This window comes from Gluconobacter sp. P5B12 (assembly GCF_018812035.1).
Lineage (GTDB): Bacteria > Pseudomonadota > Alphaproteobacteria > Acetobacterales > Acetobacteraceae > Gluconobacter.
On sequence record NZ_JACRVV010000002.1, the window covers coordinates 326,027 to 349,049 of the forward strand.

Sequence of the window (23,023 nt, forward strand, 5' to 3'; positions counted from 1 at the left end):
GCCACAGTGCGCCATGCGTTATAGATAATCTACGCATCAGATTTTAGCAGACGGACCCCATATGGAGACGCCACACACTTCCTTTCCGCCTCAATCGGCCAACTGTCAGACGCCTTCTGGCATCGCTGCAGCACCGATTATCGCGCTTGTGGATGACGATCGGAACATTCTTGCTTCCGTCCAGATGACCCTCGAATCCGAAGGGTTCACCGTTCACACCTATACGGATGGTGAAAGTGCGCTTCAGGGAATCACCAGCCGCCCGGTCAGCCTGGCGGTGCTGGACGTCAAGATGCCGCGCATGGACGGGATGGAGCTGCTTCAGCGCCTGCGCGCCCGATCCAACCTTCCTGTCATTTTCCTGACGTCGAAAGACGAGGAGCTGGATCAGCTCATGGGGCTGCGCCTCGGGGCTGACGATTACATCACCAAGCCGTTTTCCCAGCGTCTGCTGATCGAACGCATTCGTGCGTTGCTGCGCCGACAGGATGCCAGCCGCGCCGAAGCGGCAGGCGCTACAACTGTGGGCTCAGCCATCGTTCGTGGTCAGCTTTCTCTGGATGAAACACGCCATCAGTGTCTGTGGGGCGGTCAGGATATTGCCCTGACGGTCACGGAGTTTCTTCTGGTGAAGGCGCTGGCCATGCGCCCGGGAATGGTGAAGTCCCGCGATCAGCTGATTGATGCGGCATACGGCGACAACATTTACGTCGATGACCGGACGATCGACAGCCACATCAAGCGTGTTCGCAAGAAATTCCGGCAGGTGGATGACAGCTTCAATCAGATCGAAACGCTCTATGGCATTGGATACCGTTACAAGGATGAGTGAGGCGCTGTGACGGGTTTGCTTGTGAGGCAGAAGATACGTCATGGGTCGTAGAGAGCCGGCCCATGCACTCCCCTACGATCTGGACTCGGATCGCCTCGAACAGGGGCGTGACCGCCGCCGCGCGGCTACCGTCAGAGCAGGAGTCTGGCAGTCTATCCGTCGTGTGCTCAATGCGGGAACGGGGGGAGACGGGGATCGCAGTCAACGGCGCAGGCTTGCCTCACCCCTGCTGGGGCGTATCCTTCTTCTGAACATACTGCCCTTGGCTCTTTTGGCTGTGACATTGCTGTTTCTGGACCAGTTTCAGAACGGCTTGCTCGAAACGGACGTCAATGCCCTGCGCGAGCAGGCTCACATTTATGCTGCGGCTATCGGGCAGTCAGCGGTCAGTGCTGCGCCCAAAACAGGCGGGAAGCCTGCGCCAGGCGGGGACTATGTTCTGGATTCCCGCGCAAGGCCGCTCCTTGCACGCCTGACAGAGCCAAGCCCCAATGCTCATGCCCTGTTGTTTGATCCGGATGGCAAGCTGGTTGCGGATAGCCGGACGGAACCCAAACTGCCCCCTAAAGCTGTGGCACCCGACGCAGTTCCTGAGGGAGAAACATGGCATCCACCGCGAAACAACGCGCTGGAAACCTTTTATGACTGGCTCCTGTCGCTGCTGCCGCTCACATCCAGTGAAGGCATTGTCACACTCGACACGCCAGATGCCGCAACTGACGGTCCCCATGATGCACAGCCGCTCAGAGCGCAGTCTGAACTGCCGCCCTTCATTCGTCGGACTAAGGATCATCAGCTGGTCGTGACGGTTGTGGAGCCCGTGGTGCATGACGGGCTGACGGTCGGGGAAATCCAGCTGACCCGGCATGCCCCGGAAGTAGATCGATCCTTGTTTGCGGTTCGCTCTTCCATCCTGTCGCTTGTGCTGGCGGCGTTGATCGTAACGGTCCTGCTGTCCTGGTATCTGTCCCTGACAATTGCTCGCCCGCTGCTGACGCTGGCGCGTGCCTCACATGAAATGAGGGAATCTGACGGGCGCAAGGACCTCGTCCCGGAGCGCCTCTTGGCCAGACGTGACGAAATCGGTGTTCTGGCGCGCTCACTGCGTGGAAGTGCTTTGGCTTTGTGGGCGCGTATGGATGACATCGAACGCTTTGCTGCGGACGTCAGTCACGAAATCAAGAATCCGCTTTCATCTATCCGGTCAGCCATTGAAACACTTCCCAGAATTGCCATTCCGGAGCGTCGGGATCGTCTGTTGGGGATCATCAACAGTGACGTTAAACGGCTGGATCGTTTGATTACGGATATTTCGGATGCAAGCCGGATCGATGCTGAGCTTTCACGCGTGCGGCCCGAACCCGTAACGGTCGTGGCGCTGTTGGCTATTCTTGCCGAGATGCACCAGACTACGCGTAAGGAAGATGCGCCAATTCTGCGTCTTGACGTGAGAGAACAAGAGCCACCTCTCAGGGCTTTTGCTGTTGAGGACCGTCTTGTTCAGGTGTTGCGAAATCTGATTGGAAATGCCGTTTCGTTTTCGCCTCCCAATGGGATCATCGCGCTTCATGCCAGTGCGCGCGAAGTGGCCGGCAATGGCCCCGGTACTGGTAGCGTGGTGGAAATCACCATCAGCGATCAAGGACCTGGAATTCCGCCGGGCAAGCTCGAAAGCGTCTTTGACCGCTTTTATTCAGAGCGGCCGCAGACTGAGAATTTCGGGCAGCATTCCGGCCTTGGTCTGGCGATCAGCCGGCAGATTATTCACGCTCTGCGTGGCAGTCTGTTTGCCGAGAATATTGTGGATGCTTCTGGCACAATCTCCGGTGCATGTTTCGTGGTCAGGTTGCCCCGCGCTTCCTGATCTGCGCAGCGAAACATGCTGATACGCTGCGTGTCCAAATTGATTTCCGCTGACGATAATGCCCGTCTGCTGTTTCGTGCCGCCTTCCTGCAAGAGAAGTGTAGCGGCAAACGGAATCGCCAGCGTAAGGATGCACAGGGGCGGAATAATATCCTTAGCCATGCGGGTAGACGTCGGGCTTGGCCGCAAGCAGAACGTGACCAATCCGATGGTTGTTTCTTTGTTCGGATCTGATGTCCCGAAGAGTCTCTAAAGCGCCTTTACGGGCTTCTGCCGCGCAGGACGCAACATCGTCCGGCGTCGCCATATCCATCGGATTCGAGATGTTACATACGGCTCGGGATGCATCGTCAATTCGATTTTCTGCGGTTCGCCACCCCCGTTTGGATGTCAGATCCAGACCGGAAATGCTGATTGTCTGGCTGGACGTCGTAGGAACGACAGCCGGAAGAAGAGGGGCTGCCATGCTCTGGGAGAAAGGGGCAAGCGAAAGTGCAGCTACAAGGACAGTGCAGGCGGAGAAGGGAATACGAGACATGACGAGGGCCTTTCTGCGTGAAAGAGGAAGCGATTATTTCGCTCAATTTTCACTATGCAGAAGGCGTGCCAAACGTAATTTTCAGCGATAAAAATTATCTAAAAAGCACAAGAAACGAGAGTGCGTTCGGGAAAATGGTTTCTGGAGCTATTTTGTGGTGTGTTACACCATTTAAGGTGATGGGCTGGCAATCAGGCTAAGAGCGATCCGCTGATTGGTGTCTGGAAAACCCTGAACAATCCGCAAGGTTAGAGCCGGTCTGGATGCGGCCAACGCTTCCCCAAGGGCGCTTTGACACTGACTGAAGCCATCTCCTTCACGTAGCATCGCAGCGACATGGCGGGTCTGGTCAAGGGTCAGTCCATGTTCCGCCAGAGCATCGGAGATCGCATTGAGCGCAGCCTGACACTCTTCGGCAAGTCGCTGCGGGCGTTCTCCCTGCGGGCCAAGACCGTCAAAGTCCGTGCAGGTCACTTCGTCACCGTGAACGGTAACAATATCATTCCTGGAAAAATCGCCCATAAGATCCGTATTTCCGATTCATCATCGGAGGCTGCGGTAGCCTCCCCAGACTCTTGATGAGCTGATGGCGATACAGCTCAATCTATCGCAACTGCTTCTAGCTCTCTCTTGAAAAGGTCGCAATCAGTGTCATCTCAGAAACGGTTTCCTGAAAGCGAAACATTTTATGCGTCCTGCGTGGCACGTGACGGGGATGCGATCCTCCTGTGTGGCCCTTCCGGCTCTGGAAAGTCGACGCTTGCCCTGCAGTTGATGGAGCGTGGGTTCTCTCTTGTGTCTGATGATCGTGTCCAGTTGAAGGGACGATTGGTGAGTCCCCCGTCTGCGCTGGAAGGGCTGCTTGAGGTTCGGGGAGTAGGAATAATCAGGACACCCTTTGTCACAAATGCGAGAGTGATTCTTAAAGTGCTGCTGGGGGGGCAGGGTGCCCGTTTGCCGATCCCGGAAAAAGACCCTCAGACCGGGGCTGTTGTTCTGCACATAAACGGCTGTCTTCCGGGGGATTCGTCCCGTGTGGCCGCAGCCTTTCTGGCCTGCCGCGGAACCTATGACTGGGTGGTGGGAGCAGGGGGCGATACTGTGGGAATCTGAAACTGCGAAATAGTTCCTTCTGTTCTGAAAAAGGGCTAGAGTAGGGCATATGACACCGGCGAATATTCCCGAGTCCGAAACTTCGGCAGGATATGGTCCTGGTTCCAGACAGATCCTGATTGTCACAGGGCTTTCCGGTGCCGGAAAATCATCCATTTTACGTGTGCTGGAAGATCTGGGCCACGAAGTTGTGGACAATCCGCCATTGCATCTGCTCGAGGCTTTGGCTTCGCGAAGTGGCGAACGTCTGGCCATTGGCATTGACGTTCGAAGCCGCGGATTTGAAGCGTCCGGTGTTCTCGATGAAATCGACAAGCTGAAAGCTTTGCCGGGAAGTCAGGTCCAGCTCCTTTACGCAACAGCAGAGCCGGAAATCCTGTTGCGCCGTTTTACAGCCACCCGTCGTCGTCATCCGCTGGTCAGTAGCGGAACGGTTCTTCCTGGTATCGAACAGGAAACGCGTCTGTTGGCACCTCTGCGTGCGCATGCTGATTTTGTGATCGATACCTCTGATCTGCCCGCTCCGGAATTGCGTCAGCTCATCGAAACACGCTTTGGAAATGACGCAAAAGATGGCCTGACCGTGGCTCTCATGTCTTTTGCATATCCATCTGGTTTGCCGCGCGAAGCCGATATGGTGTTTGACGCCCGCTTTCTACGAAACCCTCATTATGACGCCACCCTCCAGCCTATGACGGGTCTGGATCCGGCCGTGGTGCAGCACGTCAAGGCTGACCCGGCCTACAATGCCTTCTTCAGTCATGTTCATGGTTTGCTCGATCTGGTGCTTCCGCGTTTTGTTGAGGAAGGCAAGAAATACGCCACGATCGCCGTTGGATGCAGCGGCGGTCGCCATCGTTCCGTAACCATCATTGAAGAGCTCGCTCGCCTTTTGCCCAAAACAGCCCCTGTTGGCCCGATGATGGTCCTGCACAGAGAGCTGGCCCGAAAAGGACTGTCCTCATGGCGCTGGGCTGTTCCCCCTCATGATGCGTCGGTCCAGGACAAGTCTGCATGATTGGTCTGATGCTGGTGACGCACGGCAGGCTGGGCGAAGTTCTGCTTGAAACGATGGTGCACGTGGTCGGGCCTCAGGCCCAGATCGGCATTGTCGGTGTCGGCGATGACGATGATCCGGCACTTCTGCGGCCGGAGGCGGACAAGCTCCTGCATCAGCTTGATACAGGCGAGGGTGTTCTTGTCCTGACGGATATTTTTGGGAGTTCACCGTCCAATCTGGCGCTGTCCCTTCGGGAACCGGGGCATGTTGAAGTTGTGTCCGGTGTGAATGTTCCCATGCTGGTCAAGCTGGCCAAGACCCGTGTTGGTCTGGATCTTGAAGGCTGTATCGAAAAAGCAACCATGGCTGGGCGTAAGTATATCGCGGTGGCTTCCCAGCTCCCTGACCCCTGTCTGCATGGGGGGCCGCGCCCCTGTGTCATGCCGGTTTCATAAAATGAGCGAAACAACTCTCTCGCCCCGCACTCTGACCATCGTCAATCGGCTGGGGCTTCATGCCCGTGCCGCCGCCAAGCTCGTAACCACGGCTGAGCGATTTGATGCGGAAACTACGGTGGAGCGTGGCGGTAATGTCGTCTCGGCTCTGTCCATCATGGGGCTCATGATGCTGGGTGCTGGAGAAGGCGAGACTGTCACTCTAAGGTCACACGGCCGACAGGCTGCTGAAGCACTGGATGCTGTCGAAGCGCTGATTTCTGACGGATTTGGTGAGCGTGACTGAAACGCCACTCCGGGTGCCACGCCCAAGAGTAAGCCGTTCCCGCAAGGTGTCCAACATCTCCCTGACCCTTCAGGGTAAAGCCATTACTCAGGCAATTGGCCTTGGCCCGGCAGGGCGTGTGGAAGAGCTCCCCCTTCCAGAAATCGTCGAGCGATACAGTCAGATTGGCCCTGAGGCAGAACTAACAAGGCTTCAGAGCGCCATCACCCGTGCCCTGCGCCAGATCGAGAAAATGCGGGACAGGCTTGTCGGGCTTCCTGAAGAAGGGCGCGAAGAGATCGCGACCCTTCTGACGGTTTATGAGCGCATGCTTGGCCCCTCCCGTCTGACGCGGCAGGTCAGAAAGCGGATCGAGGAAGAGGGGCTCTGCGCTGAAGCTGCCGTCGCAGATGTCAGCGAAGCCTTGGCGCTTCAGGTTCTGAAAACAGCCGAAGCCATGGCTGGAGAGAACGGTGGGCAGGAGCAGGACGCCAATCTAAGGCTGGCTGGCGAGTTTGAGGAAATTGGCCGTAGGTTGATCCGCAACCTGACGGGCGTCTCTTACCGTGCGTTTTCCAGCCTTCCTCCTGGGTCAGTGCTGGTGGCGGAACAGCTTCGTCCGGCTGATGTCGCGATGATTGATCCCGCCCGGATTGCCGCCGTCGTAACAGAAGGCGGTGGTGGCGCTGATCATACGGCTATCTTGCTGCGTGCGCTCGACATTCCAGCCATTCTGGCTGTGCCAAACCTTATGGCGCAGGTCACGGAAGGCGATATGCTTGTCGTGGATGGGCACCTTGGCACTATCACGCTGTCTCCCAATGAAACAGAGCTGCGTCTGGCACGGGAAGCTGCCCAGAAAGAAGCCAAGGAAAAGCGAACTTTTGGTCGCCTGAAAAAGCTTCCTGCCCAGCTTCAGGGTGGCGAACCCATTGAGCTTCTGGCCAATCTGGAGCTCCCGGCCGAATTGCCCATGCTGTTGCGCAATGGTGCCAAAGGAATTGGCCTTCTGCGTAGTGAATTTCTGTTCGGCGAGCGGGACGATCTGCCTGATGAAGACGGGCAGACAGCAACGTATCGCTCCATCATTGAAGGCATGGACGGCCGACCGGTCACAATCCGCGTTCTGGACTGGGGCGGTGAAAAAGGGCGGGCCTGCATGCGTCGCCTGGGTCTCGCGGAACAGGTGGCGGATGGAGACAACCCCGCGCTCGGTTTGCGGGGTATCCGCCTTCTTCTGCGCGTTCCAGATGTGCTGGAGACGCAGTTTGCCGCCATTCTGCGGGCGGCTTCGCCTGCTGACGGCAATACGGCCATTGGCCCGGTCCGCATTCTCCTTCCGATGGTAACATCGGCGGATGAGGTGATTGAGGCGCGGGAAATTTATGACAAGGTCGCTCGCCGCCTCAAGCGCCGTCAGATCATTCTGCCGGACCCGCTGCCGCCCCTAGGCATCATGGTTGAAACGCCCGCAGCAGCTTTGACAGCCAATACCATGGCCCAGCATGCGGACTTTATGGCCCTCGGGACCAACGATCTGACGATGTACACGCTGGCTGTAGATCGGGCCGATTCCATGGTGGCAGACCGCTACAGTCCGCTGCACCCTGCCGTACTTCATCTGATTGCCCTGACAGCAGAGTCTGCTTTGCGGGCTCATCGTCCTATCTCGGTATGTGGAGAAATGGCGTCGGACCCGCGGGTGGTCGCGTTGCTGATCGGGCTTGGCCTGCGGTCATTTTCGATGAATTCTGCCTCTCTTCCACGCGTGAAACGCCTGATCAGAACGCTGAAGATGGAAGACTGTGATCACCTCAGACGCCATGTGATGATGGAGACTGATCTGGCTTCCATTCAGTCGCTGATCCGTGATTTCGCACTCTGATTCCGGTCCGCTTCAAGGCTCTCTATCGAAAAACAGTCGGCATGATGCCATATAGGAGAGACCATGCCGGATTCGTCTTTTGAGACCTCCTCTGCGGAGGACCTGTCCTTTTCCCCATCCATCACCTCCCGTCTTGAGCGGGCTGGGGACTGGTGCCGTCACCGTGGGCAACGCCTGACGGAGACGCGACGTCAGGTTCTTGGGCTGATCCTGTCTTCCGATAAGCCGTCCGGTGCTTACGATTTGCTGGCACGATTGCGGCCAGCGCATCCCAATGCCGCCCCTCCGACCGTTTACCGTGCACTGGATTTCCTTCTGGAACAGGGGCTGATCCATCGGCTTGAAAGACTGAGTGCTTTCGTTGCCTGCTCCCATGCGACAGACTGCCACCATGGCTGCGATCATGGGGAATGGGGTGTTCATCGTGCTCAGTTCCTGATCTGCAAATCCTGCGGGCGTGCGTGGGAGCTTGAGCAGGAAACGATTGTCCCGGCTCTTATGCTGGCGGCCAAAGACGTTGGCTTCCGGGCTGAGGCCGCGACTGTAGAGATTGAAGGCGTTTGCGCCGCCTGCCAGAAAACCGGCTCTCGAAGCGGGACCTGACCCATCATGGGCGTGCGACGTTCTCCACCGCTCGCCCTGCCGTTTGACACTCTTCCAGAGCGCTCATCACCTTCTTCCCAAGCCCGCCGGGTTAAGAAGGCCCCGGATACCTCTCAGCCTGACCTTCTGGACTGGCAGCCTCCAGTAACGCACCTTACTGCCGAGGACGTGGGCGCTGTCATGCTTGAGGCTGTGGCGTTCCGCCCCCCGGCAGGCGAGACTTTTCTGTATGCCTTAATGGATTTCGCTCAGGGACAAGCCATTTTCAAAGACGGATTGTCCCTCGCGGATCGGCTGGTTTTTCTCGAAGGCCCTCAGGCAGTATTGGCTCTGGCTGACATTCCGCCAGAGCAGGAAATCGGCATCCTGCGTGTGCGACGTCGACTAATCCAGTCCTGGCTGGAGGTGGCTCATGAGGGCAACGGGCCCTGCTATGTGCTGGTCGTAAAAGATCCATCACGCAGCTGACAACAGAGGTTCAGGGACATGGCAGAACAAGCGGGCTCAGGATTGCTCGCGAAAGTCATGCGCGGGAAACAGGTTGAGTCACGGCCTCTCGGTCGGGCGGTGGTGGTGGATGCAGATGGTTCTGTCGTCTGGTCCTGCGGTGACGTGAATGCGGCTGTTTTCCCGTGCTCGACCGTCAAGTCTCTTCTGGCAATTGAACTCGTCGAAACCGGAGCGGCTGACAGGCGAGGTCTTACCGACGAAGCTCTTGCCCTCGCCTGTGCCTCTCACAATGGCGAAGAAGCCCCTGCCAAGGTCGCTGCCTCCATGCTCGCCGCTGCGGGATGTGACTGCTCTGGAATGTGGAACTCATTGGCCAACCTATGAGCCCGCCGCGCGCGCTCTGGCAGCCGCTCATCAATCCGCATGTCCGCTTCACAACAACTGTTCCGGCAAGCATGCCGGGCTTATCTGTCTGGCGTGTGATCAGAGCGTAGACCCGCTGGGCTATATTGATCCTGCCCACGGGATCCAGCGCCGCGTGACAGATGTTCTGGCCTCCATGATCCAGACTCCTCATACAGACGCTAACCGCGGAATTGATGGCTGTTCGATGCCAACATATGCAGTGCCTCTGAAGGCTCTTGCCCATGGTTTTGCCTGGTTTGGGAGTTGTGTCGGCCTTTCTGCTGAAAGAGCCAAAGCAACACAGCGGCTTAGGGAGGCGGTGGCAGCTCATCCATTCATGGTGGCCGGAACCGGACGATACGACACAACGGTCATGAACAATTTCGAAACTCGTGCGTTCATCAAACGGGCGCTGAAGATGTCATGATCGCAGCATTGCCGGAACAGGGACTGGGTTTCGCCATCAAGACGGATGACGGTTCCAACAGGGCGGCAGAAGTGGCCATCTCGGCTCTGCTGCATCATTTCGGGGGTGAATCGCTCTGCCGGATGCCGGAAGATCATGCGGTTTTCGTTCGTACCAAGACGCAGACACTGCGAAACTGGTAGGGCGTCACAGTCGGTAAGATCAGGGCTGCCCTCACGATCTGAGTCAGATCGTGTATATAAAGTGACTATTCAGGCATCCACCCCAACAGGTGGATGTCATTTTTTTGCGAAGGATACCCGCCAAGCATGACGGATCAGGTCAGGACCGAAGAGACCATCCAGCCAGATAACAGTGGAACGTCTGTTTTTGATCCAACACGGTTCAAGATCATCGCCATTGGAGTGATTGCCGCCCTCGCAGGGTTAATGTCCGGTCTGGATATCGGTGTTGTTGCGGGTGCTCTGGACCTGATCGGCAAGGAATATCATGCCTCGACGCTGGCACTGGAATGGGTGGTTAGCTCCATGATGGCAGGTGCCGCCGCTGGTGCTTTGGGTGCAGGCTGGCTCTCCCATCATCTGGGCCGCAAGCGATCCCTTATTCTTGGCGCAGCAGTGTTCGTGGTTGGAACGCTGGGCTGTGCCATGGGGTGGTCCATTCCTTCCATCATTGTCTTCCGCGTTATCATGGGGATTGCGGTCGGTATTTCAGCCTTTACGGCGCCGCTGTACCTGTCGGAAATCGCCAGCGAAGAATCGCGTGGCGCTATGGTTTCGACGTACCAGTTGATGGTGACGGTCGGTATTTTCGTCGCGTTCCTGTCAGACACCTATTTTTCCTACAGTGAAAACTGGCGCTGGATGTTTGGTGTTGCAGGTATTCCTGCGGTCCTGTTTCTGATTGGCGTTCTGTTCCTGCCATACAGCCCGCGCTGGCTGATTATGCAGGGACGTCACAAGGAAGCTCGTGAAATCCTCGTGGATCTGCGGAATGACCCGCTGGAGGCTGCCAAGGAAATTCGTGCCATTCGTGAACAGCTCGAAACCAAGCAGGAAGGCTTCAAGCTATTCCGCACGAACAGCAATTTCCGTCGTTCTGTCGCTCTTGGCATCATGTTGCAGGCGATGCAGCAGCTCGCGGGCATCAATATCGTTATGTATTACGCCCCGAATATCCTTGCGGCAGCTCATTTCGATGCGCATTCCCAGATGTGGTGCACGGCCATTATCGGCCTGGTCAACATGCTGGCAACATTTGTGGCAGTTGGTCTTGTGGATCGCTGGGGCCGTAAGCCAATCCTGTATGCTGGCTTCACGGTCATGGCGATTGGAATGGGCGTGCTTGCCATGCTGCTTCAGGGCGGCATGACAACGCAGTCTTCCCAGATTGCAGCCGTGTTCCTGCTGATGATCTTCTGTGCCGGATTTGCGATGTCTGCTGGCCCGCTGATGTGGGTTCTCTGTGCGGAAATTCAGCCTCTTGGCGGTCGCGATTTCGGTATTGCGATGTCAACATTCACAAACTGGATGACCAATCTTCTGGTGGGTGTGAGCTTCCTGTCGCTTATGAAGGCCATTGGAACGGGCGGAACATTCTGGCTCTTCGCAGGCCTGAATGCGCTGTTTTTGCTGCTGACAATCCTGTTCGTGCCAGAAACAAAGGGCATGTCTCTGGCCGTTATCGAGAAGCGACTGATGCAGGGCACAAAGCTGCGCAAGCTCGGCCGCTAATTTCCCAAAACATATTCTGCCCGATAGAAACGTTCGGCCTTTGGTCGGACGTTTCTGCTATAAAGGGGATCAGCTGAAGGAGGCTGTCATGACCAATTTTTCTCTCTCGTCCGAAGGTCCGGGTCGTGGAGGCGTTCTCCTTGTTTATGGGCTGTATATCGCCCGGTTTTTCACAGGTATCTCCCTTCTGGCAGGAGTAATCCTCGCTTATGTCCTGAAAGGTTCCAGCCACGGGGTGGTCCGAACCCATCTGAGCTGGCTTATTCGTTTGTTCTGGTATGACGTTGCCTTTATTATTGGGTGCGCTGCTCTTTTCGGCGCCTGCTTCATTACTGAACCTCCGGGAAGCTCCGGGCCAGGACAGCTCCTGTTCCTGATTCCGATTGGTATTTTTGCTCTGTGGAACATCGCTCTGCTCGTGTCGCTGTTTTATGGCGTACGGTCCCTGACGCAGGGCCAGGGGCCACTGCCTGATCGCTTCCGGGCGCTTGGCGAATAAACTGGCGAATTACGCCATTCTCAGCCTGTCTTGCATTGAGTGGTAAGGCAGGCTGGTAGGAAAATCAGGAACTGGCACAGTTTCTGCATGAGCTATTCTGTTGAGGATCATCCTCCAGAGGAGTTCATTCATGTACACCACGACGATGTCCGGTTATGGAGCCGCCCGACAGGATACGGGCCGTGACTACGTCCTGCTGATTTATGCGCTGTATCTCGCCGGCTTCTTTACAGGAATTACGGCATTCGTGGGCGTAACACTCGCCCATGTAGCGCGCCGCTCCGCAACTGGCCTGAAACGTGCCCAGCTGGACTGGCAGATCAGACTGTTCTGGTATGGGGCATTTGCGCTGACAGTTATTGGCCTGATTCACCTGATGGTCGCAGGGCTTGGCGCCATCACGGGTGGCCTTGGTCTGGTCTTCATGGTCGTGCCGTGGGGACTGACCCTGACATGGGGTATTCTCACCGCCTGGGCCGTCGTGCGTGGAATGTATGCAGCATTGATGAACCGCCCGGTTGCATCATCCAACTCCTTCTGATGCCAAAGAAAGCGAATACAATGCCTGTTTTCCGTGCCGTTTTCCCTGTGCTGCTTGCTGCAACCTGCCTGACTTCCAGCGCGCTCGCTGCTCCGCTCAGTCAGAGCACATCCAGTGAAGATCTATCCTACGCAACTCTGCCGGAAGGGGGGATCATTTCCACCATCAGTGGGGATGTAGAAGTCAAAACCTCTTCCGGGCCGCTGTCCATCCGAAGTGTCAGTGGTGATACGGACGTTTCATCATCCAATGGCCCTGTATCCGTCTCAACGGTCAGTGGTGATACCCAGATTGGTCAGATTCAGGGTGCGCTTCAGATCAAGTCCGTTAGCGGCGATGTCACTGTTGCTGGGGCAGCTGGGGCCGCGATACTGATGACTGTGAGCGGTGACGCGCATCTCGAGAAAGCCGCCGGGGACGTCACGGCCAAAAGCTCCAGCGGCGATCAGGACATCACCCTGACCTCCGCACCCAATGCACGCACTGTGCTTTTGGAATCTGCGTCTGGCGATATCACGCTTCACGTGCCGAAGGGTTTTGGTGGCACCTTCGACATCCAGCTCCGTCAGGGACGTTCGCAGAAAGACTTTCCCCTTGAGCAGTCACTGGGTCTGGCTGTGAATGTTGGTCCGTGGGAGAAACCGAGCCTTGTCTCTAGTGAATCCCGGAAGATTACAGCAAGTGGAAAGGTCGGTGACGGGAAAGACCATGTCACGCTCCGGGATGTCTCCGGAACCATCCGTATCGTTCAGGACTGACCGTCCCATCCTAAATGGCGCAGCGCCTCAGCCATAGCTGGGGCGGGCGGCGCAACAGCGTCGAGGGTTTCTTCAGCAAGCGGTACGTGAAGGCTACGGGCCAGAAGATGCAGGCCTCCTGCATTTTCTGAGCCGTAAACCCGGTCACCCACAATCGGCGTCCCGAGATGCGCACAATGGATACGGGCCTGGTGGGTACGTCCTGTCAGAAGTTCCAGCTCCAGCCAGCTCCGGCTGCCTGCCTGGCCCAGAACGCGCCACCGTGTGATGGCAGCATCGCCTTTTGGATCCACAATCATACGCCAGCCTGAGGGCATCGAATGTCGGAGCAGGGGAGCGGAAATTTCGCCTTCCTGCTGAGTTGGGACGCCTTCGACAACGGTCCAGTACAGTTTGCGGACCTGGCGGGCCTGAAAAGCATTCTGTGCTTCGATCAGAGCCGTCTTGCGGCGTGCAATCAGCAGGCAGCCGGATGTATCCGCATCAAGGCGGTGGGCCAGCCAAGGCCCTCCGCGTGGATGGGTCACGAGGCGCGTCTCCACGGAATCCTGAGTGGATGGACCGGGGTGAACAGCCAGCCCGGCGGGTTTGTTCAGGATCAGGAAGCGCGATGTTTCCAGCAGAACAGGAAGATCCTGCCCCAGATAGAAAAGACCACGCGGGGCAGGGGAGGGGGAAGTTTCGCCGCGGCCTCTGCGTCTGTCAGTCCTCATGGGATGCCGGACGACGGGCTAGAATTTCACGTTTGCCCACATGGTTGGCTGGCCCGATGATGCCTTCCTTTTCCATCTGGTCAATCAGCTTCGCTGCGCGGTTATACCCGATCGAAAGATGGCGCTGGATAAAGCTGGTCGAGGCGCGACCTTCCGTCATGACAATGTCTACGGCCTGTTCGAATAGGCTGCCCTCTCCATCTCCACCGCTTCCGCCGCTACTCATGCCGCCACCGGAAGAGCCACCTTCTTCATCTTCCCCGGAGACAACGTCATCGTTGTAGATCGGATCGCCCTTGGAGCGCAGATCGGCCACGACTTCTTCGACCTCATCATCCGCCACAAACGGGCCATGGACACGCGTAATGCGGCCACCGCCCTGCATGAACAGCATGTCACCCTGACCAAGAAGCTGCTCGGCACCCTGTTCCTGCAGAATGGTACGACTGTCGAACTTGCTGATGACCTGGAAGGAAATACGGGTTGGGAAGTTGGCCTTGATGGTGCCGGTAATTACGTCAACGGACGGACGCTGCGTTGCCATGATAACGTGAATACCAGCCGCACGCGCCTTCTGCGCAAGACGCTGCACCGCCGTCTCGATTTCCTTGCCCGCGACCATCATCAGGTCAGCCATTTCGTCGATTACCACCACGATATACGGCAGGTTTTCTAGAGGAACCTGCTGTTCGTCAAAGACGGGTTTGCCTGTCTCAGGGTCAAAGCCGGTCTGAACGCGGCGGGTCACCATCTCCCCGGATGCCCGAAGCTGGCTGACGCGTTCGTTGTAGCCGTTGATATTACGAACCTGAAGCTGCGCCATCAGACGATAGCGACGGTCCATCTCCTGCACGGTCCACTTGAGAGCACTGACAGCCTTTGCCGGTTCCGTCACCACTGGGGTCAGAAGATGCGGAATTCCGTCGTAAATCGACAGTTCCAAGATCTTGGGATCAATCATGATCAGACGGCACTCTTCCGGGCTAAGCCGATAGAGCAGTGACAGGATCATGGAGTTAATACCGACAGACTTACCCGATCCAGTCGTACCAGCGACCAGAAGGTGCGGCATTTTTGCCAGGTCCGTATAGACCGGAACGCCAGCAATATCTTTGCCCAGCGCAATCTGGAGGCGGCCCACGCCATTGGTCCATTCCGGCGTCATAAGCAGTTCGGAGAAGAACACCATCTCGCGCTTGGCGTTCGGAACCTCGATACCAATGACATTTCGGCCCGGCACCGTCGCGATGCGCACACTGAGAACGGAGAGGGAGCGCGCCACGTCATCCGCCAGACCGATCACACGTGACGATCGGATACCCGGAGCCGGTTCAAGCTCATAAAGCGTGACAACCGGGCCTGCGTGAATGTCGCCAATCGTGCCCTGAACGCCGTAATCCGCCAGAACGCTTTCCAGCAGTCGTGCATTGGACTGAAGCGTTTCCTGCGAGGGACCTGTGGAGGCGTGTGCAGGCGGTGGGTTCAGCAGAGACAGCGGGGGAAGTTCCCAGCCTGTTGCTGCGGGGGTGCGCGGTGGCATCGGGCGGGCGGCAGGTTGTGGCTGAGCCGGGCGCTCAGGACGACGCATTCCGAAGAGGCTGCGGCGCTGTTCCGGCTCTGGTGCAGGCGGCTCGATGCTGCTCTGCGGCCCATCTTCATCCGTATCGTCTTCAACATGCGAACGCTGGATCGTTTGAACGTTCCGCTGGCGCGCAATCTGTGCCAGTCGTTCCGCATAAGGGTTGGACGGCGCTTCTTCCTCTTCCGGCACCTGCGGATCTGGGGCCGCGGCGCTGGCAGCCTCTTTCCGCATGACTGCCGGATGCTCGTAAGGGTCTTCCGCCGTTTCCATGGGAGGCTGCATCCAGCCCGTATTCTGCGGCACGAAGGGAGACGGGCGCGTGCTCGGGTCGCTCTTGCCGAAGCTGCGACGCAGAAAAGACAGGGGCGCTGCATCTGGTGCAGGGCTGCTTCCCGTATTGCCACGCTGGAATTCGTACTGACGCGGGTCCGGAGCAGGACGATCGGACGTCTGCGGGCCGTTCATGCGTCGGGCAAGGGCCACGGGCTGGCGGGCCAGCAATGCGGCGCCCTGTCCCATGGCACGCCATTCGCGCCACTGAAGCCCCATGGCAAGTGGCATCAGAATGCCCATCAGGAGCAGAACAAGAAACACTGCTAGTGCGCTGCCTGCTGAACCGGCTTCAGCATGTGCGGCGTCAAGCAGACGATGAGCACAGGACACGCCCATTTCGCCGCCCAGACCAGCCGCGGTCGGCCAGGCCACTTCAAGCCCCGGAATAAGCAGCTGGAGCGTGCCAATGAACGTGGCGCCGGCCGGAAGCAGCAGCAGTGCAGCAATAATCCGGACGATGGGGGCGCTCATGCCGTGATGACGGACCATACGCCAGGCCCAGGCGAGCAATACGACAATCGGCAGACCGCTTCCTAGGCCCAGCCACTGCACCAGACCATCGGAAATGGTGGCGCCGGTCCGGCCCAGAAGGTTCGTCGGCTCTGTTCCTGTGGACGTATTGAACGACGGATCGTGCGGGTTGAAGCTCCAAAGCGCGATGCCGATGGCAACAGCCGCAATCAGAAAGCCCAGTCCCAGAAGCTCCATGAGGCGGGCGTTCAGCGCACTCCGGAGCTTTGGTGTCATGTGACGGTCGTGTGCTTCACGAACGATGTTGCGCACTGTGCTGGTCGAACGGCTGAACACGGCCAAGTCTCGTCACCCCGTCGGTTTTCTGGATTACGGCTTTCAGATCAAGACTGAATTATACCTGACAGGCCACTGAATACAGTAGGAAAATTAAGGAACAGTGGATGAATGTCGCCAGATGGTCACCTTTGCCGCGCCGAATTTCCGGATCACGAGTGGCTCGGCAGGAAGTGTGGGAGAAAAGTGTTCGGAAGGTGGCACAAACGGGGCAAAATCTTCAGTTGCTCCCGTCTCTGCAACGATCAGTGCACCTTCAGCAATCCAGCCCCCTCGTGCCAGAGCGCGCAGACCCGATTCGACCAGTGTTTTCCCGTAAGGTGGATCCAGGAAAATCAGCGTATGCGGCTCTGTCGCACGGGGCGGATGCGTCACGCTGCAACTCAGCACGCGGGAGATGTTCCGGGCGCGACAGATATCGAGATTGGCGCGCAGGGCGTTCAGGGCATTACGGTCCCGCTCGATGAAAGACGCACGCTGAGCCCCGCGGGACAGGGCTTCCAGGCCCATCGCCCCTGTCCCGGCATAACCGTCCAGGACAATGGCCTCTTCAAGCTCATCATGCCCGTACCATGGGGCATGAGCGAGCATGTCAAAGATGGCCTGCCGCGTCCGATCAGATGTGGGGCGCGTTCCTTCTCCCCGTGGGGCCATAAGTGCACGGCCCTTGTTCTCTCCGCCAACAATCCGCATGAATCAGCGGGTCCGCTTGCGGGTCGGAGCAGGTAGATCGGGGATCTGCTCGCGCAGCGTCTTACCGTTGACTTCCTCAAGCTCGCGCGCCTTCAGGGAGCCCAGCTGAAACGGACCATACGACAGACGGATCAGTCGGCTCACATGCAGGTTCAGGCCGCGCATGACCTGACGGATTTCACGGTTCTTGCCTTCACGCAAAGAGACGGTCAGCCAGGAGTTGTCACCCTTGACGGAATCCAGTTCGGCTTCGATCGAGCCATAACGGATGCCTTCAAATTCAAAACCATCGACCAGAGAGGCCAGACGTCTCTCGTCCACCATGCCAAAGACGCGCACACGGTAACGGCGGACCCAGGCATTGCCGGGTAGTTCCAGACGACGTGCCAGTTCGCCATCGTTTGTCAGCAGCAGCAGACCTTCGGAATTGATATCCAGCCGGCCGACGCTGATAACACGCGGCATTCCCTCAGGCAGGGAGTCAAAAACTGTCCGGCGTTCCTGCGGGTCACGATGCGTGGTCAGAAGGCCGTCAGGCTTGTGATAACGCCACAGACGGGTACGCTCGGGATTATCCACGGGCTTACCGTCAACCAGCACGATGTCACCCGGCTGAACGAATGTTGCGGGATGCGTGACGGGCTGGCCGTCCATCTTGATCCGGCCGTCTTCGATCATGCGTTCCACGTCACGACGGCTGGCAACGCCAGCGCGCGCAAGGAACTTCGCGATGCGTTCGCCTCTTGGGCCGTCGGATGTTTCAGGGGTCGGGTTAAGTTCTTCGGTCATCGTGCTGCTGCCTCCACCAGCGCCGCATACAGGCGACGGTCGCCGGGGTCGAGGGTGAATTCAGGATGCCACTGTACACCAATGGCGAATTTTGCGTCGTCCAGTTCGATTGCCTCGATCACACCGTCTGCTGCAACAGCCGAGATTTTTGCCCTTCCTGCCGTTCGCACAGCCTGATGGTGAGACGAATTGACGTGCATAATCTCGGTGTCAGCAATGCGGGCCAGGCGGGTGCTAGCCACAAGGGAAACCGTATGTCCGGGTTCATGGCGAGGGTTGGGCTGCTCGTGTTCCAGTTCGGGTGGAAGATGCTGGATCAGCGTCCCGCCCGCATTCACGGCCATAAGTTGCATGCCGCCGCAGATTCCGAGAACGGGAATGTCCCGCTTGAGCGCAGCACGCAGAAGGGCAAGCTCGGCAGATGTTCTGGCGGGACGGGGAGCGGTCAGAGAATGAGGCTCTTCCCCATACAGCGCAGGATCAACATCAAACGCGCCGCCAGTGATAACGAGGGCGTCCAGGCGTTCCACTATCGCTTCCGCGTTCCCCATATACCCCAGGCAGACTGGTAAGCCGCCAGCATCACTGAGGGCCGTGAGATAATTTTCCCGCAAGGCATAATAAGGATAGCGAGAAAATTGTCCCGGACCGCCAGGTTCATGATCGAGCGTAAGACCAATGAGCGGAGCTGTGTTCCGGGAAGGGGATGGACGGGCAGTGGTCATACGCCCCATCATCGCATCATGATTCAGGCCGATACAAGCCGCGCCATGCAGATGGCTCTTGATGCCGCAGACGAAGCGGCCCGACAGGGTGAAGTTCCCGTGGGGGCAGTTGTGCTGGATGCGGCGGGAGATGTCGTGTCCGTGGCGCGCAACCGCGTAGAGGAACTGTATGACGCCTCTGCCCATGCTGAATTGTTGGCCATGCGTGCCGCAGCGGTGAAGCTTGGCTCTTCGCGCCTGACAGGATGTACGCTTGTGGTCACGCTGGAACCCTGCCCGATGTGCGCGGGTGCCATTGTGCATTTCCGGTGCGAGCGTGTCGTGTTCGGTGCTTATGATCCCAAAGGTGGCGGCGTAGAGCATGGCCCGCGTGTGTTTGAACGGCCGACCTGCCTGCACAAACCTGAAGTGATCGGCGGACTACGCGAACGGGAAGCTGCTCATCAGCTCAGGACATTTTTCCAGCGGCTGCGGAACGGGTGACAAACAAAGACTTACGGATGTTTCACCTCCCGGTCAGCTTGGTGAATGGGAACGCAGTGCATAGTGCGGACTTATAACGACCGAACCGTTCTTCTGTAACAATCGGGACTGACATGACCACACGCTTCCGCGCTTCCCTTGCTGCCCTCGCTGCCACGACCTTTCTGGTCGCCGCTCCCGCTGCCATGGCGGATAACGGAGCCATCAAGCCGCAGACCAATGTTCAGGCGCTGCCCAACTTCGTCACTCTTGTGAAGCAGGTGAAGCCTGCCGTCGTCTCCATCACGGCACACATCAAGGCCGATGTTGCCGAGCAGGAAGAGAACGGTCCAGGTGGTGATGGCGGCGGCGGAATGCAGGGCTCGCCTTTCCCGTTTCCCTTCCCGTTCCAGATGATGCCGCAGCAACAGCAGCAGAACCGCACAGTAGAAGCTCGTGGCTCGGGCTTCATCATCTCGGCTGATGGTTATGTCGTGACCAACAACCATGTTGTGAATGGCGCCACGAAGGTCACGGTCACGCTGGATGACGGGACCACATTGCAGGCCAAGATCATTGGCCGTGATCCGAAGACGGACGTGGCTCTGCTGCGTGTGAAGCCAACAGGCAAACTGCCGTTCATTGACCTCGGTGATTCTGACGATGTCCAGCCGGGCGAATGGGTCGTTGCCGTCGGCAATCCCTATGGTCTTGGCGGAACCGTGACGGCAGGTATCGTCTCGGCTCTGGGCCGTGATCTGCATTCCGGCGCGTATAACGACTTCATCCAGGTTGATGCCCCGATCAATCACGGCAACTCCGGCGGCCCGCTGTTCACACAGGACGGCAAGGTCGTGGGCATCAACTCCATGATCATTTCGCCGAACGGTGGTGGTTCAATCGGTATCGGCTTTGCCATTCCGTCCAACACGGTGCGATCTGTCGTCGACCAGCTTGAAAAGACCGGTCATGTCACGCGTGGCTATTTCGGCATCGAGGGGCAGGATATTTCTCCGACGATGGCTCAGGCGCTCAACCTGAAGTCCCCGGAGCCCGGTGCTCCGCCGCATGGTACGCTGGTGGCGTCCGTCTCCAAGGGTAGCCCGGCTGAGAAGGCTGGTATCAAGAGCGGTGACGTCATCCTGACGCTGAATGGTCATCCGGTGAAGAACGGCCATGATCTGGCTGTGAAGGTTGTCTCCATTGCGCCCGGAACAGACGCTACGGTGAACCTGCTGCGTGACGGCAAGCCGATGGATGTGAAGTTCACGGTGGGCAACCTCGCCAATCAGGACCATGGCAGTGGGGGGGCGGATAGCAGCCAGTCTGCTGGTGCTGGCAAGCTAGGTGTGTCTTTGGCATCCCTGACGCCGCGCGCCCGACAGGAACTGGGCCTTGATGACAGCGTGCAGGGCGCCGTCGTTGCTGACGTTGTTCAGGGTTCCCCAGCTGATCAGTCTGGCATTCGTCCGGGCGACATTATTGTGGCCGTGGGAAATCACGTCACGCCGTCTCCGAAGGCTGTGGTGGCACAGGTGCGTGACGCTCTGTCCCGCAAGCAGCCCCCTCTGCTACGCATCCTGCGTGACGGGCAGCAGCTCTTTGTTGCTGTCTCGCCTGATGGTTCGGATGATGGCAGCTCCGGCGACGATCTCCAGTAATTCTCGTATCCGTTTTTGCGAAACAGAGCGGGGGGACAGGTTTCTCCCCGCTTTTTTTATGCTCGCCACAGGGCAGGGCGTCAGAGCTCTGTAACTGGACAGAAGGCCCGAGATAAGTTTTTCTCAGCCGCAATTGGCGTTCGTGCGTTACGGTCGCTTAAAACGCGGATCTGTTAAGGATTTTGGATTAATGGCCAATATCAGCCCCCTCGCCGGAAAAATGCTCGATCAGTCGCAGTTGACGGATATATCGGCCCTGGTTGCCGCTTATTATGATCGTAAGCCGGACGTCTCCATCCCGACCCAGCGTGTTTCGTTCGGGACTTCCGGACACCGCGGTTCGTCTTTCCATACCAGCTTCAACGAAGGTCATATCCTCGCCATCTGTGAAGCAATCTGTCGGTATCGTAAGGCGGAGGGGATTGATGGACCGCTCTTCATTGGCATTGACTCGCACGCCCTGTCGGCCCCGGCACAGCGCTCGGCCATTGAGGTTTTCGCGGCCCACGGGATTGATGTCCGCATTGACCAGAACGATGGCTACACGCCGACGCCCGTCATTTCCCACGCCATTCTGACCTACAACAAAGGCCGCACAACGGGGCTGGCCGATGGTGTTGTCGTCACGCCGTCCCATAACCCGCCGACGGATGGTGGCTTCAAGTACAATCCGACGAATGGTGGTCCGGCAGATACGGCCGTGACGAAAGCCATTCAGGACATGGCGAATGAGCTCTTGGCGGATAGCCTGAAGGACGTAAAGCGCCTGCCTTACGACGAAGCCAAGAACGCACCGTCCATCAAGCGCTATGATTACGTCACGCCGTATGTGGCCGATTTGGAAAACGTCATCGACATGGCGGCCATCCGTGATGCGGGCGTGAAGATCGGTATTGATCCACTGGGTGGCGCTGCCGTCGGTTACTGGAAGCCCATCGTCGAAAAGTACGGCCTGAATGCCACGATCGTCAGTGATGTCGTGGACCCGCAGTTTGCGTTCATGACGGCAGACTGGGACGGGCAGATCCGTATGGACTGTTCTTCGCCCTATGCCATGGCGCGTCTCATCAAGATGGGCCAGGATTTTGACGTCGCGTTCGCCAATGACACGGATGCAGACCGTCATGGCATCGTGGCCATGCCGGATGGCCTGATGAACCCGAACCACTATCTGGCTGTGGCGGTCTCGTACCTGTTCCAGAACCGTCCGGACTGGAAGCCTGATCTTGGCGTCGGCAAGACGCTGGTGAGTAGTGGTCTGATTGATCGTGTTGTGGCGGATATGGGCCGCAAGCTGGTCGAAGTGCCGGTCGGTCTGAAATGGTTCGTGCCGGGCCTGATGGATGGCTCGCTGGGCTTTGGCGGCGAGGAGAGCGCAGGCGCAACCTTCCTGCGCCGTGATGGCTCAGTTTGGACGACCGATAAGGACGGCCTCATTCTCGGCCTTCTTGCTGCGGAAATCACAGCCAAGACGGGCAAGAACCCGAGCCAGCATTACCACGAGATTATCGCTCGCCTCGGCACGCCGTACTATGCGCGGATCGACGCAGCGGCGAACCCGGAACAGAAGGCCAAGCTCAGCAAGCTGGCGCCGGAACAGTTCCCGCTGGAAGAACTCGCTGGTGACAAGATTATTGCCAAGCTCACGAAGGCACCGGGCAATGGCGCGGCGATCGGCGGCCTAAAGGTTGTGACGGAAAACGGCTGGTTCGCAGCCCGTCCGTCAGGCACGGAAGATGTCTACAAAATCTATGCCGAGAGCTTCAAAAGCCCAGAACACCTGAAGGCCATTCAGGACGAGGCTCAGGCTGCAATTTCCAAGGTCTTTGCGTCTTGAAGGTGTCGCCTTCAAAAGCGCAGTAACAACATTGGGCCACCATCTTTAACGAG

At 58.0% G+C, this 23,023-nt stretch carries 23 protein-coding genes and 1 pseudogene; 17 read left to right on the forward strand and 7 right to left on the reverse strand.

Translation table 11 applies throughout. The features are described 5' to 3' along the window. Positions 1-61 precede the first annotated feature (61 nt). Positions 62-832 (forward strand): response regulator transcription factor, encoded by a 771-nt coding sequence (locus KP702_RS05510; protein WP_086633513.1) that lies wholly within the window; start codon positions 62-64, stop codon positions 830-832. 40 nt (positions 833-872) lie between these two features. Beyond that, the gene (locus KP702_RS05515) at positions 873-2,696 is read left to right on the forward strand and encodes a stimulus-sensing domain-containing protein (RefSeq protein WP_202207060.1); all 1,824 of its coding nucleotides are present in this window, start codon (positions 873-875) and stop codon (positions 2,694-2,696) included. A gap of 154 nt (positions 2,697-2,850) precedes the next feature. On the opposite strand, the gene KP702_RS05520 is transcribed toward KP702_RS05515, so the two are convergent. Continuing rightward, positions 2,851-3,234, reverse strand: coding sequence for a UrcA family protein (locus KP702_RS05520; protein WP_215768620.1), 384 nt, complete (start codon positions 3,232-3,234; stop codon positions 2,851-2,853). 171 nt (positions 3,235-3,405) lie between these two features. Further along, positions 3,406-3,756, reverse strand: a complete 351-nt coding sequence (locus tag KP702_RS16125; RefSeq protein WP_252348557.1) for an endoribonuclease L-PSP — start codon at positions 3,754-3,756, stop codon at positions 3,406-3,408. 126 nt (positions 3,757-3,882) lie between these two features. On the opposite strand from KP702_RS16125, the gene KP702_RS16130 reads away from it, so the two are divergent. The 12 genes and pseudogenes from KP702_RS16130 (at position 3,883) to KP702_RS05580 (ending at position 13,368) form a co-directional block, all read left to right on the forward strand. Next, the gene (locus KP702_RS16130) at positions 3,883-4,347 is read left to right on the forward strand and encodes an HPr kinase/phosphorylase (protein ID WP_373687831.1); all 465 of its coding nucleotides are present in this window, start codon (positions 3,883-3,885) and stop codon (positions 4,345-4,347) included. A gap of 49 nt (positions 4,348-4,396) precedes the next feature. Then, entirely contained in the window at positions 4,397-5,365 is a 969-nt protein-coding gene (rapZ, locus tag KP702_RS05530; protein WP_215768621.1) for an RNase adapter RapZ, read from the forward strand. Continuing rightward, positions 5,362-5,802: a PTS sugar transporter subunit IIA gene (locus KP702_RS05535; protein WP_215768622.1), complete on the forward strand. Its 441-nt coding sequence runs from the start codon at positions 5,362-5,364 to the stop codon at positions 5,800-5,802. The genes rapZ and KP702_RS05535 overlap by 4 nt, the downstream gene beginning before the upstream one ends. Position 5,803: 1 nt before the next feature. Continuing rightward, a complete protein-coding gene (locus KP702_RS05540; protein WP_086633508.1) occupies positions 5,804-6,088 on the forward strand; it encodes an HPr family phosphocarrier protein in 285 nt (94 codons plus the stop codon). Then, complete coding sequence (ptsP, locus tag KP702_RS05545; RefSeq protein ID WP_373687832.1) at positions 6,075-7,952, forward strand: phosphoenolpyruvate--protein phosphotransferase; 1,878 nt, start codon at positions 6,075-6,077, stop codon at positions 7,950-7,952. Before KP702_RS05540 ends, ptsP begins: the two co-directional genes overlap by 14 nt. A 63-nt stretch (positions 7,953-8,015) precedes the next feature. Further along, positions 8,016-8,555, forward strand: coding sequence for a Fur family transcriptional regulator (locus KP702_RS05550; RefSeq protein WP_215749958.1), 540 nt, complete (start codon positions 8,016-8,018; stop codon positions 8,553-8,555). 6 nt (positions 8,556-8,561) lie between these two features. Beyond that, on the forward strand, positions 8,562-9,023 hold the full coding sequence (locus KP702_RS05555; RefSeq protein WP_215768624.1) for a hypothetical protein: 462 nt from the start codon (positions 8,562-8,564) through the stop codon (positions 9,021-9,023). A 57-nt stretch (positions 9,024-9,080) separates the two neighbouring features. Beyond that, positions 9,081-10,019 (forward strand): annotated as a pseudogene (locus tag KP702_RS05560) (asparaginase). Between the two features lie 126 nt (positions 10,020-10,145). Continuing rightward, positions 10,146-11,570: a sugar porter family MFS transporter gene (locus KP702_RS05565; RefSeq protein WP_252348560.1), complete on the forward strand. Its 1,425-nt coding sequence runs from the start codon at positions 10,146-10,148 to the stop codon at positions 11,568-11,570. 88 nt (positions 11,571-11,658) lie between these two features. Continuing rightward, entirely contained in the window at positions 11,659-12,069 is a 411-nt protein-coding gene (locus KP702_RS05570; RefSeq protein WP_211500470.1) for a hypothetical protein, read from the forward strand. Positions 12,070-12,199: 130 nt separating this feature from the next. Further along, positions 12,200-12,610 (forward strand): hypothetical protein, encoded by a 411-nt coding sequence (locus KP702_RS05575; protein WP_099211614.1) that lies wholly within the window; start codon positions 12,200-12,202, stop codon positions 12,608-12,610. A gap of 20 nt (positions 12,611-12,630) precedes the next feature. Beyond that, a complete protein-coding gene (locus tag KP702_RS05580; RefSeq protein WP_215768625.1) occupies positions 12,631-13,368 on the forward strand; it encodes a DUF4097 family beta strand repeat-containing protein in 738 nt (245 codons plus the stop codon). Here KP702_RS05580 and KP702_RS05585 read toward each other — a convergent pair. The 5 genes from KP702_RS05585 to KP702_RS05605 all read right to left on the reverse strand — a co-directional run bounded on the left by KP702_RS05585 (position 13,359) and on the right by KP702_RS05605 (position 19,022). Further along, the gene (locus KP702_RS05585) at positions 13,359-14,081 is read right to left on the reverse strand and encodes an RluA family pseudouridine synthase (protein ID WP_215768626.1); all 723 of its coding nucleotides are present in this window, start codon (positions 14,079-14,081) and stop codon (positions 13,359-13,361) included. The genes KP702_RS05580 and KP702_RS05585 overlap by 10 nt on opposite strands. Next, on the reverse strand, positions 14,071-16,779 hold the full coding sequence (locus tag KP702_RS05590; RefSeq protein ID WP_202207263.1) for a DNA translocase FtsK: 2,709 nt from the start codon (positions 16,777-16,779) through the stop codon (positions 14,071-14,073). The genes KP702_RS05585 and KP702_RS05590 overlap by 11 nt, the downstream gene beginning before the upstream one ends. Positions 16,780-16,896: 117 nt before the next feature. Continuing rightward, positions 16,897-17,496: a 16S rRNA (guanine(966)-N(2))-methyltransferase RsmD gene (rsmD, locus tag KP702_RS05595; RefSeq protein ID WP_202207069.1), complete on the reverse strand. Its 600-nt coding sequence runs from the start codon at positions 17,494-17,496 to the stop codon at positions 16,897-16,899. A gap of 3 nt (positions 17,497-17,499) precedes the next feature. After that, a complete protein-coding gene (locus KP702_RS05600) occupies positions 17,500-18,285 on the reverse strand; it encodes a pseudouridine synthase (RefSeq protein WP_046900642.1) in 786 nt (261 codons plus the stop codon). Beyond that, positions 18,282-19,022, reverse strand: coding sequence for a gamma-glutamyl-gamma-aminobutyrate hydrolase family protein (locus KP702_RS05605; protein WP_202207070.1), 741 nt, complete (start codon positions 19,020-19,022; stop codon positions 18,282-18,284). Before KP702_RS05605 ends, KP702_RS05600 begins: the two co-directional genes overlap by 4 nt. Before the next feature lie 6 nt (positions 19,023-19,028). Between KP702_RS05605 and KP702_RS05610 the strand changes: the two genes are divergently transcribed. From KP702_RS05610 to pgm, 3 genes are all read left to right on the forward strand, one after another. Further along, complete coding sequence (locus KP702_RS05610) at positions 19,029-19,493, forward strand: nucleoside deaminase (RefSeq protein ID WP_202207071.1); 465 nt, start codon at positions 19,029-19,031, stop codon at positions 19,491-19,493. Between the two features lie 113 nt (positions 19,494-19,606). Continuing rightward, positions 19,607-21,133 carry a Do family serine endopeptidase gene (locus KP702_RS05615; RefSeq protein ID WP_046900645.1) on the forward strand — a complete coding sequence of 509 codons (1,527 nt, stop codon included), beginning with the start codon at positions 19,607-19,609 and terminating at the stop codon, positions 21,131-21,133. Between the two features lie 190 nt (positions 21,134-21,323). Then, positions 21,324-22,970 carry a phosphoglucomutase (alpha-D-glucose-1,6-bisphosphate-dependent) gene (pgm, locus tag KP702_RS05620; RefSeq protein ID WP_215768627.1) on the forward strand — a complete coding sequence of 549 codons (1,647 nt, stop codon included), beginning with the start codon at positions 21,324-21,326 and terminating at the stop codon, positions 22,968-22,970. Positions 22,971-23,023: the final 53 nt, after the last annotated feature.